14 protein-coding genes are annotated in these 18,906 nt (G+C 66.1%); 8 read left to right on the top strand and 6 right to left on the bottom strand.

Translation table 11 applies throughout. The features are described from left to right. Window positions 1–196: 196 nt before the first annotated feature. Both AzCIB_RS09805 and purL read right to left on the bottom strand, forming a co-directional pair. Entirely contained in the window at window positions 197–592 is a 396-nt protein-coding gene (locus AzCIB_RS09805; RefSeq protein ID WP_050415725.1) for a DUF2946 domain-containing protein, read from the bottom strand. A 141-nt stretch (window positions 593–733) separates the two neighbouring features. Further along, a complete protein-coding gene (gene purL, locus AzCIB_RS09810; protein ID WP_050415726.1) occupies window positions 734–4,666 on the bottom strand; it encodes a phosphoribosylformylglycinamidine synthase in 3,933 nt (1,310 codons plus the stop codon). Between the two features lie 211 nt (window positions 4,667–4,877). On the opposite strand from purL, the gene AzCIB_RS09815 reads away from it, so the two are divergent. From AzCIB_RS09815 to AzCIB_RS09835, 5 genes are all read left to right on the top strand, one after another. Continuing rightward, window positions 4,878–5,687 (top strand): phosphatase PAP2 family protein, encoded by an 810-nt coding sequence (locus AzCIB_RS09815; RefSeq protein WP_050415727.1) that lies wholly within the window; start codon window positions 4,878–4,880, stop codon window positions 5,685–5,687. Beyond that, window positions 5,684–6,607, top strand: coding sequence for a lysylphosphatidylglycerol synthase transmembrane domain-containing protein (locus AzCIB_RS09820; protein WP_050415728.1), 924 nt, complete (start codon window positions 5,684–5,686; stop codon window positions 6,605–6,607). The genes AzCIB_RS09815 and AzCIB_RS09820 overlap by 4 nt, the downstream gene beginning before the upstream one ends. A gap of 5 nt (window positions 6,608–6,612) precedes the next feature. Next, on the top strand, window positions 6,613–7,659 hold the full coding sequence (locus tag AzCIB_RS09825; protein WP_050415729.1) for a glycosyltransferase family 2 protein: 1,047 nt from the start codon (window positions 6,613–6,615) through the stop codon (window positions 7,657–7,659). Then, a complete protein-coding gene (locus AzCIB_RS09830) occupies window positions 7,656–9,212 on the top strand; it encodes an ArnT family glycosyltransferase (RefSeq protein ID WP_050415730.1) in 1,557 nt (518 codons plus the stop codon). Before AzCIB_RS09825 ends, AzCIB_RS09830 begins: the two co-directional genes overlap by 4 nt. 119 nt (window positions 9,213–9,331) lie before the next feature. Continuing rightward, the gene (locus AzCIB_RS09835; protein WP_050418317.1) at window positions 9,332–10,063 is read left to right on the top strand and encodes a phosphatase PAP2 family protein; all 732 of its coding nucleotides are present in this window, start codon (window positions 9,332–9,334) and stop codon (window positions 10,061–10,063) included. Window positions 10,064–10,076: 13 nt separating this feature from the next. Here the strand turns inward: AzCIB_RS09835 and AzCIB_RS09840 are convergent, their stop codons facing one another. From AzCIB_RS09840 to AzCIB_RS09850, 3 genes are read right to left on the bottom strand one after another with little or no spacing between them, the layout of a single operon-like run. After that, entirely contained in the window at window positions 10,077–10,502 is a 426-nt protein-coding gene (locus AzCIB_RS09840; RefSeq protein WP_050415731.1) for a bactofilin family protein, read from the bottom strand. Window positions 10,503–10,550: 48 nt separating this feature from the next. After that, entirely contained in the window at window positions 10,551–10,928 is a 378-nt protein-coding gene (locus AzCIB_RS09845) for a hypothetical protein (RefSeq protein ID WP_050415732.1), read from the bottom strand. Beyond that, window positions 10,929–11,918, bottom strand: a complete 990-nt coding sequence (locus AzCIB_RS09850; protein WP_050415733.1) for a M23 family metallopeptidase — start codon at window positions 11,916–11,918, stop codon at window positions 10,929–10,931. Window positions 11,919–12,263: 345 nt separating this feature from the next. Between AzCIB_RS09850 and AzCIB_RS09855 the strand changes: the two genes are divergently transcribed. Beyond that, window positions 12,264–14,288 (top strand): NADPH-dependent 2,4-dienoyl-CoA reductase, encoded by a 2,025-nt coding sequence (locus AzCIB_RS09855; protein ID WP_050415734.1) that lies wholly within the window; start codon window positions 12,264–12,266, stop codon window positions 14,286–14,288. Between the two features lie 66 nt (window positions 14,289–14,354). On the opposite strand, the gene ppsA is transcribed toward AzCIB_RS09855, so the two are convergent. Continuing rightward, window positions 14,355–16,721 carry a phosphoenolpyruvate synthase gene (gene ppsA, locus AzCIB_RS09860; RefSeq protein WP_050415735.1) on the bottom strand — a complete coding sequence of 789 codons (2,367 nt, stop codon included), beginning with the start codon at window positions 16,719–16,721 and terminating at the stop codon, window positions 14,355–14,357. A gap of 109 nt (window positions 16,722–16,830) precedes the next feature. Here ppsA and ppsR point away from each other — a divergent pair, with 109 nt between their 5' ends. Continuing rightward, complete coding sequence (gene ppsR / locus AzCIB_RS09865) at window positions 16,831–17,664, top strand: posphoenolpyruvate synthetase regulatory kinase/phosphorylase PpsR (RefSeq protein WP_050415736.1); 834 nt, start codon at window positions 16,831–16,833, stop codon at window positions 17,662–17,664. Between the two features lie 39 nt (window positions 17,665–17,703). Next, window positions 17,704–18,873 (top strand): DUF2863 family protein, encoded by a 1,170-nt coding sequence (locus AzCIB_RS09870; protein WP_050415737.1) that lies wholly within the window; start codon window positions 17,704–17,706, stop codon window positions 18,871–18,873. Window positions 18,874–18,906 lie beyond the last annotated feature (33 nt).

Below are 18,906 nucleotides of genomic sequence, written 5' to 3' on the forward strand. Positions count from 1 at the left end.
TTTCCACTCCTGCATGGCTGGCGATCCGCCCGGCAACCGCGCGACAAACCGGCGCAGGCACGGACGAATGGGAATACGGCGAAGAACCCGGTATCGGGGTCGAAGCGCCGCAAACGTAGCTGATGAAGACCGGGATTCCGCCCCGTGGACGCCGCGCCTGTCCTCTACCGGTCAGGCGGATCGGGGCGACGGACGTTCAGGCGAGGAGTGGCGGTGCGCGCGGAGGCGACTTGATCCACGCAAACAGCGGGCGCGGGGAATGGAAGTACAGCCGGGGGAATTTGTCGCTGCCGACTTCCAGCGCAAAGGGCACCACGTACGGCGCCGGCAACGCCGGTGCCCCGCCATGCGTCGCGCAAAAGGCGCAGCGTTCCGCAGGAAAAAGGTCGGAATTGTCGCCCTTGCTGTCGCCGGTGGAATCGTCGACCGCGACCAGTTTGGTGCCGGCGACGGTACAGACCTCGACCCAGCGCGTTTCGGCGCCGGCGAGCCGCGACAGCGCATGGCTCATTGCCGGCATGACGGCACCGAGCAGGATCGCGAACAACGCGATCCATGCCGTCAGGGTGCGGGTCGAGCGCTTGAGATGCATGGGCGGATGGAGGCCTCGGGTCGCTGGCATTCTAGCGACGAGGCTCCCGTTTCCCTTGACTGCAGTCAAGCGGAGGAAAAAGTCGGCTGCCAACTGCTTCACGCTTCGGCAGCCCTTGGGTCGGACCTTTCGTCGGGCCGATCAGCCGAGCCAGCGCCGCGCGTTGCGGAACATCCTCATCCACGGCGAATCTTCTCCAAGCGCCGTGGGATGCCAGCTCATCTGTACGGTACGCGCGGTGCGTTCCGGGTGCGGCATCATGATCGTGAACCGGCCGTCCGCGGTCGTCACGCCGGCCAGACCGTCGGGCGAACCGTTCGGGTTGAACGGGTAGCTCGCGGCCGGCTTGCCGTGGTTGTCGACGTAGCGCACTGCGGTGATCACGCTGCCGCGATCGGCGTCCTCCGCGAACACCGCCCTGCCCTCGCCGTGGCTGACCACGATGGGCATGCGGCTGCCCGCCATGCCGGCGAAGAGGATGGAGGGGCTCTCGGGAATCTCCGCCATCACGAAGCGCGCCTCGAACTGCTCGCTGCGGTTGCGATGGAAGGTCGGCCAATGGTCGGCACCCGGGATGATGGCAGCGAGGTTCGCCATCATCTGGCAGCCGTTGCACACCCCCAGCGCGAAGGTGTCGCTGCGGCCGAAGAAGGCCTCGAACTGCTCGCGCAGCGCGGCGTTGAACAGGATCGACTTGGCCCAGCCCTGACCGGCGCCGAGCACGTCGCCGTAGGAGAAGCCGCCGCAGGCAGCCAGGCCGTGGAAGTCGGACAGGTGCCGGCGGCCCGCCTGCAGGTCGGACATGTGCACGTCGAACGGCGCGAAGCCCGCGCGTTCGAACGCGGCGGCCATCTCGGCCTGCGAGTTCACGCCCTGCTCGCGCAGGACCGCGATCTTCGGACGGGCACCCGTCGCAATCATCGGGGCGACGATGTCCTCCGCCGGGTCGAAGCTCGTGACGACGCTCAGGCCGGGATTGGATACATCCGCAAGGGCTTCGAACTCCTCGCGCGCGCAGTCTGCGTCGTCGCGCAGGCGGGCGATGCGATAACTCGTTTCCGACCACGTCTGCAGCAGTTCGGCGCGCGGCGCGCTGAACACCAGCTTGGCGTTGCGCCAGAATCGGAGCTCGTCGCGTTCGTTCGGCTCGCCGAGGAAGTGGTAGGTGAGCCCCGCGTCGCGCAGCGGCGTCGTGATGCGCGCGCGGTCCTCGCGACGGATCTGGATCACCGCGCCGAGCTCCTCGGCGAACAGGCCGCCGAACAGGCGGTCGTTCAAGCGGCCCTTGATCGTGTCCGGCTTCTTGTCCAGGCCGTCGACGTCGTTCATGTACTGGTCGTAGCACACCGTATCGAGCACGACCGAAAGGCCGCACTTCGACGCAAAGGCCATCTCGCACAGCGTCGCGAACAGGCCGCCGTCGCTGCGGTCATGGTAGGCGAGCAACAGGCCGTCGCGGCGGAACTGCTGGATCAGCGCGAAGAACTTCGCCAGCTGTGCCGCGTCGACGTCCGGCGCGTGTTCGCCGACGGAACCGAACACCTGGGCCAGCGCCGAGCCCCCGAGGCGGTTACGGTCGTTGCCGAGGTCGATGAGCATGAGCTCGGTGTCCACACCTTCCGGGAACTGCAGCTGCGGCGTGAGCGTACGGCGGATGTCCTCGACTGGCGCGAACGCGGTCACGATGAGCGACAGCGGAGCGACCACCTGGCGATCCTGCCCCGCGTCCTGCCACGCCGTCTTCATCGACAGCGAATCCTTGCCGACCGGGATCGAAAGCCCGGCCGCCTGGCAGAACTGCGACACAGCGCTGACGGTGTCGTACAGCTTCGCGTCCTCGCCGCGATGGCCCGCAGCCGCCATCCAGTTCGCGGACAGCTTCACCTTTCCAAGGTCGGCGATATCGGCCGCGGCAATGTTGGTGATTGATTCACCGACGGCCATCCGACCCGATGCACACGCATCCAGGCAGGCGACCGGGGTGCGCTCGCCCATCGCGAAGGCCTCACCCTTGTATCCGTGGAAGCTCATCGCCGTAACGGCCACGTCCGCGACCGGAATCTGCCACGGGCCGACCATCTGATCGCGCGCCGTCATGCCGCCAACCGAGCGGTCGCCGATCGTGATCAGGAAGTTCTTGCTCGCAACGGTCGGCAGGCGCAGCACACGCAGGCACGCCTCCTTCAGGTCGACGTCGGTGACGTCGAACGGCGGCACATGCACGGCACGGCGCGACACGTTGCGCGTCATCTTCGGCGGCTTGCCGAGCAGCACCTGCATTTCCATGTCGACCGGCTTGTTGTCGAAATGGCGATCGCTCACGGTGAGGTGGCCGTCCGCAGTCGCGGCGCCGAGCACCGCGAACGGGCAGCGCTCGCGTTCGCAGATGGCACGGAACTCGTCGAGGCTTTCCGGCGCGATCGCCAGGACATAACGCTCCTGCGACTCGTTGCTCCAGATCTCGCGCGGGCTCATGCCCGGCTCCTCGATGTGCACTTCGCGCAGCTCGAAGTGCGCGCCGAGACTGGCGGAGTCGGCCAACTCCGGCATCGCATTCGACAGGCCGCCCGCGCCGACGTCGTGAATCGCGAGGATCGGGTTCGCCTCGCCGCGCTGCCAGCACGCGTCGATGACTTCCTGGCAACGGCGTTCGATTTCCGGGTTGCCCCGCTGCACCGACGCGAAGTCGAGGTCGGCCGTATTGGTTCCGGTGGTCATGCTGGAGGCAGCACCGCCGCCCAGTCCGATCAGCATGCCCGGACCGCCGAGCTGGATTAGCAACGTTCCCGGCGCAAACTGCACCTTGTGCGACTGCTCCGCCTGGATGCTGCCGAGGCCGCCGGCGATCATGATCGGCTTGTGGTATCCGCGCACCTCGCTCTGCACTTCCTGCTCGAAGGCACGGAAGTAGCCCGCAAGGTTGGGACGTCCGAACTCGTTGTTGAACGCCGCGCCGCCGATCGGACCCTCAATCATGATGTCGAGCGCCGATGCGATGCGCTCGGGCTTGCCGTAGGGCGTTTCCCACGGCTGGACGAATTCGGGAATGTTCAGGTTCGACACCGAGAAGCCGGTGAGGCCGGCCTTGGGCCGGGAGCCGCGGCCCGTCGCCCCTTCGTCGCGGATCTCGCCGCCCGCACCGGTCGCAGCCCCCGCGAAGGGCGAAATCGCGGTCGGATGGTTGTGCGTTTCGACCTTTGCGAGGATGTGGGTCTCTTCCTCACGGAAGCGCCATTGCCCGTCCGCACCTGCATAGAAGCGGTCGATCACGGCGCCTTCGATGACCGACGCGTTGTCCGAATACGCCACGACGGTCCCTTCGGGATGCGCCTTGTGCGTCTCGCGGATCATGCCGAACAGGGTCTTGTCCATCGTGCGCGCGTCGATGACCCAGTCCGCGTTGAATATCTTGTGGCGGCAGTGTTCCGAGTTGGCCTGCGCGAACATCATCAGTTCAACGTCGGTCGGGTTGCGGCCCATGCGCGTGAAGTTGTCGACGAGATAGTCGATCTCGTCTTCCGACAACGCGAGCCCCAACTCGCCGTTCGCGGCGACGAGCGCGGAACGGCCGCCGCCAATGACGTCGACGGTCGTCAGCGGCTTGGGTTCGTAGTGATGGAACAGCGCTTCGGCCGCCTCGACGTTCTGCAATACCGATTCGGTCATGCGGTCGTGCAGCAGTGGGAGCACCGCGGCGAACTGCCGGTCATCGAGGCCGCCCCGCACGTCCAGCGAGTAGGCGATGCCGCGCTCGATGCGCACAACCTTGTCGAAACCGCACTGGCTGGCGATGTCGCTGGCCTTCGACGACCACGGCGAGATCGTGCCGAGCCGCGGCATGACCACGAGCGGCGTGCCTGCCGGCGCCTGCGGCGCAGCGGGCACCGCGCCCAGCAGATCCACCAGTCGCTCGAGTTCCACGGCGCTCAACGGCTCCTTGATCTCGATGAGGTACCAATGTTCGGCTGCAAGCCCCTTCAGTTTGGGCAGCGCGTCGGCAACGGTACGCGATAGCCGCTCCAGGCGGGAGGAAGAAAGCGCCGGAGCGCCGCGCAGCTTGAGAATTTCGGCCATTTGAGTCGGTGCGAAGGATCGGGAGGGACGCGAACGGAGTTCGTCGTGCGGGAAAAATGCGAAATTATACCCGACGGTCGCGCGCCCTCCCGCTGGTAGTTTCCCGCGCCTGCCGCCCGCGCAATGGACCGCGCGACACGGCACGGCAGACCCGTTCAGGGTTTGCACGCGCGGATCGGGTAGAATTGCGCGTTTTGTCCGACGCAGCCTGATGACCACAGCCCCCCTGTCTTCGCCCAGTCGCTCGCGCGAAAGCGCCTGCTGGATCGCGGTTCCCGCCGCAATCCTCGCGGCGTGTGCGCTGGCAACGCTGGCAAGCGGACGCAACACCGAATGGTTCCTGGGCTGGAATGCCGCCGCAGCGGCGGCGCCCGCGTTCCTGTGGGCGGGCCTGACAAACCTCGGCTCGACCTCGGGCGCATTCGCGATGCTCGCCGGCTTCCTCGCCTGGCACCCGAGATGGGCGGCATCCGCCCTGCTGGCAGTTCCCGTCGGCGCGCTCTACACGCACGGAGCCAAGGAATTCTTCGATGAAGCACGGCCCGCGGCCGTCCTCGGCCCGGAGCATTTCAACGTGATCGGGGAAGTCCTGCGCACGGGTTCCTTCCCGTCGGGCCACTCCACGACCGCCTTCGGCTTTGCCGCGGTGGCGGCACTTTGCGCCGTGCAATCGGGCCGGCGGTCGATCGCGGTCGCCGCGCTCACCATTGCCACCGCCGTTGCATTTTCGCGCGTGGCCGTGGGCGCGCACTGGCCGCTCGACATCTTCGCCGGCGCAGCCGGCGGCTGGCTCTGCGGCGCGTTCGGGGTGTGGTGGTCGTCGCGCTGGCGCTTCTGGGAAAAGCGCACCGGCTGGCGTGTGCTCGCCGTCCTGATGGCCGCCTTCTCGATCTCGGTCTTCTTCGAGGAGCTCGGCTATCCGGAAGGACGCTGGATCCAGTACGCGCTGAGCGTCTGGGGGCTGGGCGGCGTCGCGCTCGCACTCGCACGCGCCCCCCTGCCGCAGGGGATGCGCACATGAAGCGGCTGCTGGCGATTGCCGCGAGCCTGGCGCTACTCGCGTGGCTGGCATGGGACGGCCGCTGGCAAGGTCTCGCCGATGCGTTCCGGCGCCTGGACCCCATCGCCCTGATGCTCGCGATCGCCGGTTTTGCGACGAGCTATGTCCTGCGCGCCGGGCGCGTTTACGACGAATTCCGTCGCGACGCGCATGGCCGTTTCGGGGCCTGCCTGCGCATCGTCCTGATCCATAACGCGATGGTCAATGTCGTGCCGTTCCGCGGCGGCGAAGCGGCCTTCCCGGTCCTGCTCGGGCGCAACTTCGGCACGCCGCTGGCACGCGCCGTCGCGTCGCTGTTCTGGTTTCGCCTGCAGGATGCACTCGTCGTCGCCGTGCTTGCCGTTGCCGTCTGGCCGGGCCTCCCGCTGCCTCTGCGACTCGCCGGCATCTTCGGGCTCGTCGCCTTCGCGTGGTACCTGCCGCGCTGGGCGCGCGCACCGCACGCCTGGGCTGCACGCGGCGGCGCCGCGGCGAAGCTCGCCAAGTTGCGCGACGCCTTCGCCGACTCGACCCGCCACGCGCGCTTCGGCTGGGCATGGACGCTCGCGAACTGGTCCGTGAAGCTCGCCACCCAGGCCTGGCTCCTGTCGTCACTGCTCCCGGCCGGCGTCGCCGTCGGCGCGGCCGGCGCGCTCGGCGCGGAACTCGCCGCGATCCTCCCGGTCCAGGGTGTCGCGGGATTCGGCACCTATGAAGCGGGCGCGGCAGCGGCGATGCTGCCGCACGGCGTCCCGTTCGAAAACGGCCTTCAGGCCGCCCTCGCCCTTCACCTTTTCGTCATCGCCTGTGCGGTAGCATCCGGCGCCGTCGCGTGGCTCATGCCGGCGCCGCCCGTTGCATCCACAAGCCCAGATCACTCGCATCTTTCCGGAAAACACTGATCCGAATGAACAAGTCGCCCTTGCCGCCGGCCGAACCGCAGATTCCCGCGGACATGCCCGAACACACGCTTTCCGTCGTCGTGCCGATGTACAACGAGGCGGAAAACGTCGAGCCGCTTCTCGAACGTATCCACCTCGCGCTGGGCCCCTATCCCTATCCGTGGGAAGTGGTGCTCGTCGACGACGGCAGCTCCGATGCAACGCCCGCGGAGCTCGCCCGCTGCGCCGCCAAGTACGGTCCGCATGTGCGCATCGTCGAGCTGATGCGCAACTTCAAGCAGACCGCCGCGATGCAGGCAGGTCTGGATGCCGCCCGCGGCAGCGTCATCGTCACGATGGACGGCGACCTGCAGAACGACCCGATCGACATCCCGCGCATGGCCAACCGCCTGCTGACCGAGGATCTCGACCTTGTCGCAGGCTGGCGCAAGGACCGCCAGGACGGCCTGCTGCTGCGCAAGATCCCCTCGCGCATCGCAAACCGCCTGATCGCACGCATGACCGGCGTACACCTCAAGGACTATGGCTGCAGCCTCAAGGTCTTCCGCGCAAGCGCGATCAAGAGCGTGCGCCTGTACGGCGAAATGCACCGCTTCATCCCCGCCTGGCTTGCGACGGTGACGACGCCGCGCCGTATCGCCCAGGAGGTGGTGACGCACCATGCGCGCGTCTTCGGACAGTCGAAGTACGGCATCTCGCGCACTTTCCGCGTGGTTCTCGATCTCGTCTTCGTGTATTTCTTCATGCGTTACCGCACCCGCCCGGGACACTTCTTCGGCGGCATCGGCATCGGCCTCGGCGCGCTGGGTGGCCTCATCCTCAGCTACCTTGTCGCCCTGAAGGTCTTCCTCGGCGAAGACGTCGGCACCCGTCCGCTGCTCTTCGGCGGGTTCTTCCTCGTCATCGCAGGCGTACAGATGGTCACCTCCGGCGTGCTCGCCGAACTGCTGACGCGCGTGTATTACGAGTCGGGCAGCTCGCGCGCATATCTCGCACGACCGGGAAATGCGCTCGAAGACGCTGACGGATGGCACCGGAAAGGCGACCGATGAACGCTCCCGCGGCTTCCCTGCCCCGGCCGCGTGCGTCGCTGGCGCTCGCGATCTTCCTGCTCCCGCTCATGGCGTTTTTCCTGCGGCTGGGCGGGGCGCCGCTGTTCGACGTCGATGAAGGGGCGTTTTCCGAAGCGACGCGCGAGATGTTCGAGCGCGGCGACTTCCTGTCGACCTACCTCAACGGCGAAAACCGCTTCGACAAGCCGATCCTCGTGTATTGGCTGCAGGCACTCGGCTACCTCCTGTTCGGCCCCACCGAATGGGGTTTCCGCCTGCCCTCGGCCGTTGCCGGCGCCCTGTGGAGCTATGCGACCTGGCATTTCGCGCGCCAGCGCTTCGGCGCGAGTACGGCACTGGCCGCACTCGCGGTCGCATCGACCGCGCTGGGGCCCTTCGCCATTGCACGCGCAGCGACGGCCGACGCGCTGCTCAATTTGCTCCTCGCCCTGGCGCTGTTCGACGCCTGGCGACACCTGGAGTCCGGCCGGCGCGCACCCCTGCTGCGGAGTTTCGTGTGGATCGCTCTGGGCGCCCTCACCAAGGGGCCGATTGCGCTGATCGTGCCGGGTACCGTCAGCCTGCTGTACTGCGCCAGCCGCGGAGAATGGAAGCGCTGGGCGCGTGCCGTGTTCGACCCGGTCGGCCTCGCCATCCTCGCCGCCATCGTCGTGCCGTGGTACGCGGCAGCGCTGGCGATACACGGGCAGGCCTTCATCGACGGCTTCATCCTGAAACACAACGTCGAGCGTTTCACCGGCACGCTGGAAGGCCACGCCGGCAGCCTCTTCTACTACGTGATTGCCGTGCCGCTGCTGCTGCTGCCGTGGACCGGCCCCCTGCTTGCCGCCGTGCGCAACGTGCGCAGCGACCTCGACACCGGCGTGCGCCGCTTCCTGTGGATATGGGCGGGTTTCGTCGTCGTCTTCTTTTCGCTCTCGGGCACCAAGCTCCCGCACTACGTCCTGTACGGATCGACACCGCTGTTCCTGCTGATCGCCGTCCACCGCAACGAGCTGCGGCGGGCGCCCTTGCATCTGCTCGCCCCGACGCTGTTCCTGGCCCTGCTGCCCTTCCTGCCGCTGATCTTCGCCGCGCTCGCGGCGAGCGAGGCGGGCAACGCGTATTACCGCGCCCAACTCGCACTCGCACTACCCGAGGCTACGCCCGAGTACTATCTGGTCGCAATCGGCGGCCTGCTCGCATGGATCTGGCTGGCCTTGCGCTGGAACGCCGCAGCATGGATGAAGGTTGGCGCTGCCGCCGTCATTCAGGTCGTCGTCCTGGCTGGCGTGGTCGTTCCCTGGGCGGGCGCAGTATTGCAGGGACCCGTCAAGGAAGCGGGACTTCTGGCTCGCAAGACGGGCGAACCCGTCGTCGCATGGCGTTACTATGCTCCGAGTTTCAGTGTCTACCGGCAGGCCGTGACGCCCGACCGCGCCCCCGCGGCGGGCGAGCTCGCGATCACGCGCACCGACCGGGTTCCGGCGAGCGGCGTCGACATCTTGTACCGCAAGGGTGGCGTCGCACTCGTCCGCAAGCTACCCGACTGAGTGCCCCACTGAGACCCATGATCGACCCGGCATCGACGAAGGAAGCCCTGCATGCATCACTCTCGCCCGCGACTGCGGCACCCGGCGACATTACCCCTGCATGGCGGGAGCCGCTGCCGATGAACCGGCTGACAATCTGGATGACCGTCACAATGGCGGTTTGCGCGCTGGTGTTCACCGTATGGCCGGAGCTCGACCTCGCGGTGTCACGGGTGTTCTACGATCCCGCGCGCGGTTTTTCCGGCGACTACAATCCGCTGGTCCAGTCGCTCTATCGCGGCATCCCGCTGATGTCGAAGGCGACGATCATCGGCCTGTTCATCGCCCTGTTCGCCTACTCGATGCAGCGCGGGGCGACCGGCCAGAAACGTCGTACCCAGGTTGCCTACCTGATCGCCGCGCTGGTCCTGGGGCCCGGCCTCGTGATCGACGTCGCGCTCAAGGACTACTGGGGGCGCGCACGCCCCTACAAGGTGGCGGAATTCGGTGGCACCAAGACCTTCACGCCCGCAACGCGACCGTCCGACCAGTGCGAAAACAACTGCTCGTTCGTCAGCGGGCACGCCTCGGCCGGCTACTATCTCGTGAGTCTCGGCTTCCTTGGCGGGCTCGCGGCGCGCCGACGCTGGACCTTGATCGGCTTGGTCGTCGGAACCGTCTTCGGACTGGGCAGGGTCGCCCAGGGTGGGCATTTCCTGAGCGACATCCTGTTCAGCTTCTATGCGACGTGGTTCGCCGCATGGGCGGCGTGGATGATATTCGTGCGCCTGGGCTGGCTGCAGGACGACGCCTTGATCGTGGGCGCGGACCAGGCTGTGCCGCAGGGCGGTCGGCGCGACACCGCCGCCTGATCGCCTGCGGCGCCTAGCGCGCTGCCGATGCCGAAGTGGTCAGCTCGATGACGTTGGCGCCCGAGGCCCCATCGTCGAGTTTTTCCAGCTTGCCGTCGACGACCGCGCCGCATTCCATCTGCAGTTGGCGGTAGACGATATTGCCGGAAATCCGGGCATTCGATTGCAGCTCGAGGAAATGCTCGACTTCGAGGTCGCCGGTGATTACACCGTTGATCACGGCGTCATAGGCGCGCACGCGCCCGCTGATCGAGCCTTTCTCGCTGAGCACGAGGAGGCTGCGCTCACCGTCCTTGTTGATGACGTTCCCCTGGATCCGGCCGTCGACCCTCAGCCCGTCGGAGAAGATCACATCCCCGACGATTTCGAGATTGTCCGCCACCAGGCTCGAAAGCTTGGTCATTTCGATCGTGCGCTTACCTTTGCGTCCGAAGAACATCTGTCCTGCCTCCCGTTTGAATTCGCACGCCTGCGCGTGCGCAGCGGATCACTTCTCCGGCCTGCGCGCCCCGGCGGACTTCAGGAATGCCAGCTCGTCGCCCACCTGCTTGAGCTGTTCGTTGAGTGTTGCGACCTGACGCTCCAGCTCGCTGCGCGTCGCCAGTTCCACCTCCAGCTCGAGACGGATCTTGGCAATCTCCTTCCTGAGTTCGAGGTTTTCCGCACGCACATCGGAAAGATAGGACGCTGGCGCGAGATGATTCTCGAAGAAGCGCATTCCGGCCACCGCGAGCAACACTACCGCAAGCACAGTCCCAAGCACGAACGCCATGCGGCCGAAACCACGACTCGCCGGGCTCAGTGCGTATTCATTGCGCGTCAGGTCGTGATTCGGCGAACGCCGCGGCTCCCTCATCAGCGCCACTTAGAAGCGCGCCAGGTAGGCAGCGGGGTCGACCACCAGGCCGTCCTTGATGACTTCGAAATGCAGGTGCGAACCCGTCGAGCGCCCGGTCGATCCGACCTCCGCGATCTTCTGCCCCGGCATCACGATCTGCCCCGGGGCGACCAGCACCCTTGACGCGTGCGCGTAGCGCGTCACAAGACCGCCGCCGTGGTCGATTTCCACGGTCTTGCCATACTCCACGCGATGCCCCGCGTACACGACGCGCCCCCCGCCGCTGGCGACGATCGTCGTGCCGCGCGGAGCCGGGTAGTCCACGCCGCTGTGAAACGCGAGCCGGTTGCGGAACGGGTCCGACCGGTTGCCGAAATTCGAGTTCACCTCGACATCCGGAACCGGAGGGCGTCCGGGAAACGCCATCTGCGCGAGGCTGAACGAGGTCGCGACGTTGTCGAGATGGGCGAAGGTCTCGCTCACGCGGTCGATATCGCGTTCCATCCGCTCGAGTTCATCCGAAAGCTTGCCGGCATCATCCGTGTCCGACCTGAGCGGCGAGCGTGTCAGGGCCGTCACCGGATCGGCGATCCGGGGAGCGAACGCCGCGGTCGGATCGAGCAGTGGACCACCGGAAGACGCCGGCGGCGTCTTGGCGACACGCCCGGACTTGCTTTCGGCGTCGGCGCTGTCGTTGAGTCGAGCCTCGAAGTCCCGCAGGACGCCGATGCGATTCGCGAGCCCTTTCGCTTCCGCCTCGAGCTGCACCATCCGGCCCGCAAGTTCGCCGAAGCGACCGATCAGCAGACGTGCTTCAGGGCTCGCGGAAGTTTCCGCTCCACCTTCCGAAGATGCCGCGGCGGAATTCGCCGGCGACTTTAAAACGTACCCGAGGGCGAACCCGCCTCCAAGCGCAGCCAGCACAGCAATGCTGACGCCTGCCAGAAACGCACGTGCGCTGATCGTGCGCACTTTCGACTGCGTTAGCGTTCCGGCGGAAAGAATGACAAAAGCCATCCGTCTCCTCCAAGCAGAGACATTGACCAAGCACCGCACAATCGAGCCCGCGCGGTGGGCGAAAACGGATCCCGGCCAAATCCATTCGTACAAATTCAAAACGCCGGAACAAAGGCGGCGAATTCTATCACCGAATCAACACGATGCGTCAAGCGACGCGCTCGCAATGGCGCGCTCGATCAGCGCCGAAACGGCCCCAGCCCCCAACCATCAGGCTTTGCGGCGCACGGCGCCGCGAGTGAGACCCTCTGGCCCGCCCCCCTTCCAGGCACTATCATCACGCGAACGGCACAATACGGAACCGTACGTTCCTGCCGCGAAAAATCGAAAACCGAGGAGACCCGAATGACCGCTGCGAACGCCTATCCGACTCTGCTCCAGCCGCTCGACCTGGGGTTCTGCACACTCAAGAACCGCGTGCTGATGGGCTCGATGCACACCGGGCTGGAAGAATCCAGCAACGGTTTCCAGAAACTCGCCGCCTTCTACGCGGCGCGCGCGCGCGGCGGCGTCGGGCTGATCGTGACCGGAGGCATCTCGCCGAATTCCGAAGGCCTGGTCTTTCCCGGTGCGAGTGCCCTGACCAACGACGAGGAAGTTGCCGAGCATCGCCTCATCGCAGACGCCGTCCACGCCGAGGGCGGGCGCATCTGCATGCAGATCCTGCACACGGGCCGATACGCCTATCACCGCGGCTCGGTTGCGCCTTCGCCCCTGAAGGCGCCGATTTCGCCGGTGACACCGCGCGAGATGACCGACGAGGACATCGAGCGCACGATCGACGAATACGCCTGTTGCGCAGCGCTGGCGCAGCGCGCCGGCTACGACGGCGTCGAGGTGATGGGCTCGGAGGGTTACCTGATCAACGAGTTCACTGTCCTGCACACCAACCACCGCGTGGACCGCTGGGGCGGCAGCATGGAGAACCGCCACCGCTTCCCGGTCGAGATCGTGCGGCGCGTGCGCGAACGCGTGGGGGCCGAATTCATCATCATCTACCGCATCTCCATGCTCGATCTGATCGAAGGCGGCGCTCCGTGGCAGGAGATCGTCGCGCTCGCAAAGGCCATCGAGGCCGCCGGTGCGACGCTGATCAACACCGGCGTGGGCTGGCATGAGGCGCGCATCCCGACGATCGCGACGATGGTGCCGCGCGCGGCCTTCAGCTGGGTCACGCGCCGGATGAAGGGCGAGGTCGGAATTCCCCTGATCACCTCGAACCGCATCAACACACCGGAGATTGCCGAGCAGGTCCTCGCCCGCGGCGACGCCGACATGGTCTCGATGGCACGCCCCTTCCTCGCCGACCCGGATTTCGTCGTCAAGGCCGCCTCCGGACGCGGCGACGAGATCAACACCTGCATCGCGTGCAATCAGGCCTGCCTTGACCATATTTTCGAGGCCAAACCCTGCACCTGCCTGGTGAACCCGGTCGCGTGCCGCGAGACGGAACTCGTGATCTCCCCGGCGCAGGACAAGAAGCGCATCGCTGTCGTCGGTGCCGGGCCCGCGGGTATGGCCGCGGCAGCAACCGCGGCAGAGCGCGGTCACGCGGTGACGCTGTTCGAGGCCTCAGCCCAGATCGGGGGCCAGTTCAACCTCGCGAAGCGGATTCCCGGCAAGGAAGAATTTGCCGAGACGCTGCGCTACTTCGGCCGACGCCTGGAAAAGGCCGGAGTGGAGATCAGATTGAACCACCGCGTCACCACCGACGAACTCGCCGGACGCTTCGACACGGTGGTGCTTGCGACCGGAATCACGCCACGCACCCCGGACATCCCCGGCATCGATCACCCCAAGGTCGCGAGCTACATCGACGTGATCACAGGGCGCAAACCGGTCGGCCGGAAGGTGGCGGTGCTCGGCGCGGGCGGCATCGGCTTCGACGTCAGCGAACTGCTCACGCACGCGGATCTCGCCGCCGATCCGGTCGAACATTACCGCCGCGAATGGGGAATCGACAGCACCTACGCAGCACCCGGCGGCCTTTGCCCGCCAATGGAGGAAGCGCGCACGCGCGAACTGTGGCTGCTGCAGCGCAAGCCAAGCAAGGTCGGCGACGGCCTCGCGAAAACCACCGGTTGGATCCGGCGCACGCTGCTCGGACGGCGCGGCGTGAAGATGCTCGCTGGCGTCAGCTACGCGAAGATCGACGACGCCGGCCTGCACCTGCGGCTGGGCGACGAGGAAAAGCTCCTGCCCGTCGACACGGTCGTCGTGTGCACGGGTCAGGATCCGCTGCGCGACCTGCATGCGCCGCTGCAGGCTGCCGGAATGGACGTGCGGCTCATCGGCGGCGCGGACGTCGCAGCCGAGCTCGACGCCAAGCGTGCGATCGATCAGGGAACACGCATCGCCGCCGCCCTCTGACACACTCGCGACCTAAACAAAACGGCGGCCACGAGGCCGCCGTTTTCGTTCCGGTAGGGCGTGGTGTTACTTGCCCGCGTGCTCGGAGAGCTTGAGCCAGGTATCGACGACCGTATCGGGGTTGAGCGAGATCGTCTGGATGCCCTCGTCCATCAGCCATTCGGCAAAATCGGCGTGATCCGACGGCCCCTGGCCGCAGATACCGACGTACTTGCCGAGACGGTTGGCGGACTTGATCGCCATCGACAACAGCTGCTTGACGGCCGGATCGCGTTCGTCGAACGCATGGGCGACGAGACCCGAGTCGCGGTCGAGGCCCAGCGTGAGCTGGGTGAGGTCGTTCGAGCCGATCGAGAAGCCGTCGAAGTGCTCCAGGAAGGCATCGGCGAGCAGCGCGTTCGACGGGATCTCGCACATCATGATGAGCTTGAGATCGTTCGTGCCACGCTTCAGGCCGTTCGCGGCGAGGAGATCGACGACGCCCTTGGCCTCCTCGACGTTGCGCACGAACGGAATCATGATCTGCACGTTGGTCAGGCCCAGCTCGTTCCTCACCTTCTTCATCGCGACGCACTCGAGCTCGAAGCAGTCGCGGAAGCTGTGCGCGATGTAGCGCGAGGCGCCGCGGAAGCCCAGCATCGGGTTCTCTTCCTCCGGCTCGTAGATGTCGCCGCCGAGGAGCTTGCGGTACTCGTTCGACTTGAAGTCGGACATCCGCACGATGACGGGCTTCGGGTAGAAGGCCGCAGCGATCGTGGCTACGCCTTCGACCAGCTTCTCGATGAAGAACTGCTTCGGCGTCGCGTAGCCGCGCGAACGGCGCAGGATCTCGTCGCGCAGGCTGGCGGGCAGCTGGCCGAGTTCGAGGATCGCCTTCGGGTGGATGCCGATCATGTTATTGATCACGAACTCGAGGCGCGCAAGGCCCACGCCGCCGTTCGGGATCTGCGCGAACTCGAAGGCGAGTTCCGGATTGCCGACGTTCATCATGATCTTGACCGGGATGTCGGGCAGGTTGCCCATGTCCGTGGTGATCACTTCGTAGTCGAGCTTGCCGCGATAGACGTAGCCGGTGTCGCCTTCAGCGCACGACACGGTCACCGAATCGCCTTCGTTCAGCACGTCGGTCGCGTTGCCGCAGCCGACGATCGCCGGGATGCCCAGCTCACGCGCAATGATCGCGGCGTGGCAGGTGCGCCCGCCGCGGTTCGTCACGATCGCGCTGGCGCGCTTCATCACCGGCTCCCAGTTCGGGTCGGTCATGTCGGTGACGAGGATATCGCCAGCCTGCACGCGGCTCATCTCGGATGCGTCGGCGACGACGCGCACGGTCCCCGAGCCGATCTTCTGGCCGATCGCGCGTCCGTGCGTCAGCGCCTTGCCGTACTGCTTGAGGCGGTACTTCTCCATCACCAGGCCGTTGGACTGGCTCTTCACGGTCTCGGGACGCGCCTGCAGGATGTAGAGTTTGCCGTCCTGGCCGTCCTTGCCCCATTCGATGTCCATCGGGCGGCCGTAGTGGTTCTCGATCACGACGGCGTAGCGCGCGAGTTCGAGCACATCCTCGTTCGTCAGCGAGAACTTGACGCGGTCGGCTTCGGGCACATCGACGGTGCGCACCGACTTGCCGGCTTCCTTCTTGTCGGCGAAGACCATCTTGATCAGCTTGGAGCCGAGGTTGCGACGGATCACCGCGGGCTTGCCCAGTTCCAGGGTGGGCTTGTGCACGTAGAACTCGTCCGGGTTCACCGCGCCCTGCACGACGGTCTCACCGAGGCCATACGACGCCGTGATGAACACGACCTTGTCGAAGCCCGATTCGGTGTCGATCGTGAACATCACGCCCGAGGCACCGGTATCCGAACGCACCATGCGCTGCACGCCGGCCGACAGCGCGACGTCGGCATGGGCGAAGCCCTTGTGCACGCGGTAGGCAATGGCGCGGTCGTTGTACAGCGACGCGAACACTTCCTTCATCGCGTGCAGGATGTTTTCGTAGCCGTGGATGTTCAGGAAGGTTTCCTGCTGGCCGGCGAACGAAGCATCCGGGAGGTCCTCGGCGGTCGCCGACGAACGAACTGCGAAACTACCCTCGCCTTCGGCGGTCAGTGCGTTGTAGGCTGCCTGAATCGCTTCTTCCAGCTTGGCCGGGAAGGGGGTCTCGACAACCCACTGGCGGATCTGTGCGCCGGTCTTCGCCAGCTTTTCGACATCATCCACATCCAGCGCATCGAGGGCCGCGCGGATCTTCTCCGCAAGCCCCTGGTGGGCGAGGAACTCGCGGAACGCGTCCGCGGTGGTGGCAAAACCGCCAGGAACCCGCACACTCGAGGGCAACTGGCTGATCATCTCGCCGAGCGAGGCGTTCTTGCCACCGACCTGCTCTACGTCCGACATGCGCAGTTCAGTGAATGGGATGACATAACGGGACATGAATGGCCTTCCGGTTTCGTTGGGGAGAAAGCAAAATGTGATTTTAGCGAAATTTGCTGCTTTGCCGCACGGCAGGTTTTCCCCTATATCACGATCTTCGGCCACAGTCATGAGCGAAAACCCCACCCGGACCGTATTCTTCATCTCCGACGGCACTGGCATCACGGCCGAAACCCTGGGCCACAGCCTGCTCGCGCAGTTTCCGGATGCGAACCTGCGCCAGGTCCGCATACCGTTCGTGGACGATCTCGACAAGGCGCTCGACGCCGCCCGCCAGATCCGCGAGGCGCGCGCGGCCGACGGCGTGCGCCCGATCGTCTTCAGCACCCTGGTCAATCCGCAGCCCGAGAGCGGCTTGCTCGACGCCGATGCACTTTTCGTAGACCTGTTCGACCAGTTCATCGTGCCGCTCGAAGCCGAACTCGGCCAGCGCTCGACCCACACGGTCGGGCGCTTTCACGGCATTGCCGAGAGTCAGGACTACAAGGCGCGCATCGAGGCGATCAATTTCGCGATGGCGCACGACGACGGCATCTCGTCGGACGGCGAACTCGCGGACGCGGACGTGATCCTTGTCGGCGTATCGCGCTCGGGGAAGACGCCGACCAGCCTCTATCTGGCGATGCAGTTCGGCGTGAAGGCCGCGAACTACCCCCTCATCCCCGAGGACTTCGAGCGCAACAAGCTGCCCGGCGAACTGCACCGTTACCGCGGCAAGCTTTTCGGGCTCACGATCGCGGCGGAACGCCTGTCGCAGATCCGCCAGGAGCGCCGCCCGAACAGCCGTTACGCGGCGATCGAGAATTGCCGCTTCGAGATCGAGGCCGCGCAGAAGTTGATGCGCCGCGAGAACATCCCGTGGCTGGACTCGACGACGAAATCGATCGAGGAGATTTCGGCTACCATCCTCCAGGCCGTGAGGCTCAACAAGCCTGCGTATTGAGTTGCGCAGGCGCTGCAACATCCCCAAACAGGAATTTCCATGAAGAGACCCCGTCAAAAACGCCGCGGTGGTTTGGGCCGCGACGCCGAAAACCTGATCTGGCTCGCAACGGGCCTGGCCGAGTCCGGCAGCCGTGCCGAGGACCGTTACTGGGATCGGCTGCTGTGCGATAGCCTGGACCGCATCCTCGAGGAAAGCGGCGAGGACACCCTGAACGCCGCGCTCGACCATCTCTACGCCGCCGATGCGCGCGCGTACGACGAACTCGCGGACTACATCGAGTCGCGCGCGGAGAGCGCGTCCGGCGTATCCCAGGAGCACGACATCCTGCTCATCGCCGCGCCGGTGCTGGCGTGGTCGCGCTACCGCATTCCGTCGACCACCATTACCGCCGCGGTACTGGCGAACCTGCGGGTGCATCTGCAGGCGCACGTGCTCGCCGACAAGGTGAAACTGGCGTTGGCCGATTTCCTCTTCAGCCCCGACCAACTGCCCCAGGGTTACTGCGCGACCGCCGCCTTCGCTGCCGAGCTCGGGCGTGCCGCCGTCGCCGGGAAGGACCTGCGCATCGACACCGAAGGCATGCCCGAAACGGCGCAATTCCTGTCCGACACCCGCTATCTGCTCGCGGCAATCGCAGTGCCGAAAGGCGAAGCGCTATTCGCTTGGCAGCAAGCCGACCGCACGCGCGAACAATGCGTGGCGCAGTGGCGCATGCAGGGCGGCGCATGCCTGACCCCGCTACTGCCGGGCTGTGCAATGGAAGTCGTGCTGCCGGAAGCGTATTTTGCCGCCAGCCGCCAGGCCGACAAGGACAGCCGCCCGTACGCGATCCGCGCATCCGTGGCCTTCCTCGGCGCAGAACTGGATACGCCCGCAGCGAACGTCCGCGCGGTCATCGCGCCCTTCTACGACCGCGAACTCGAGGAATACCGCGTCGGACTGACGATGCACGGCAAGGAAGAGGTCGTTCATGGCGTCGTCTGGCCGCTGTTGGGAGCGGAAGATGAAACGACCGACTCGCATGCCGAGATCGAGGCCGTGCTGCGCGACTGCGGCGTCACCGAAATCGTGAACCTCGAGCACCGTTTTCCGCTCGAATACTGCGACGACTGCGGTGCACCGCTCTACCCTTCGCCGGAGGGCGAAATCGTGCACGCGGAGATGCCTGACGAGCACGGCGAGCAGGCACCCCGCCACCTGCACTGAAATTTGCGCGCGTGGTTCCGACGGAGGAGAAAC

This window comes from Azoarcus sp. CIB (genome assembly GCF_001190925.1).
Lineage (GTDB): Bacteria > Pseudomonadota > Gammaproteobacteria > Burkholderiales > Rhodocyclaceae > Aromatoleum.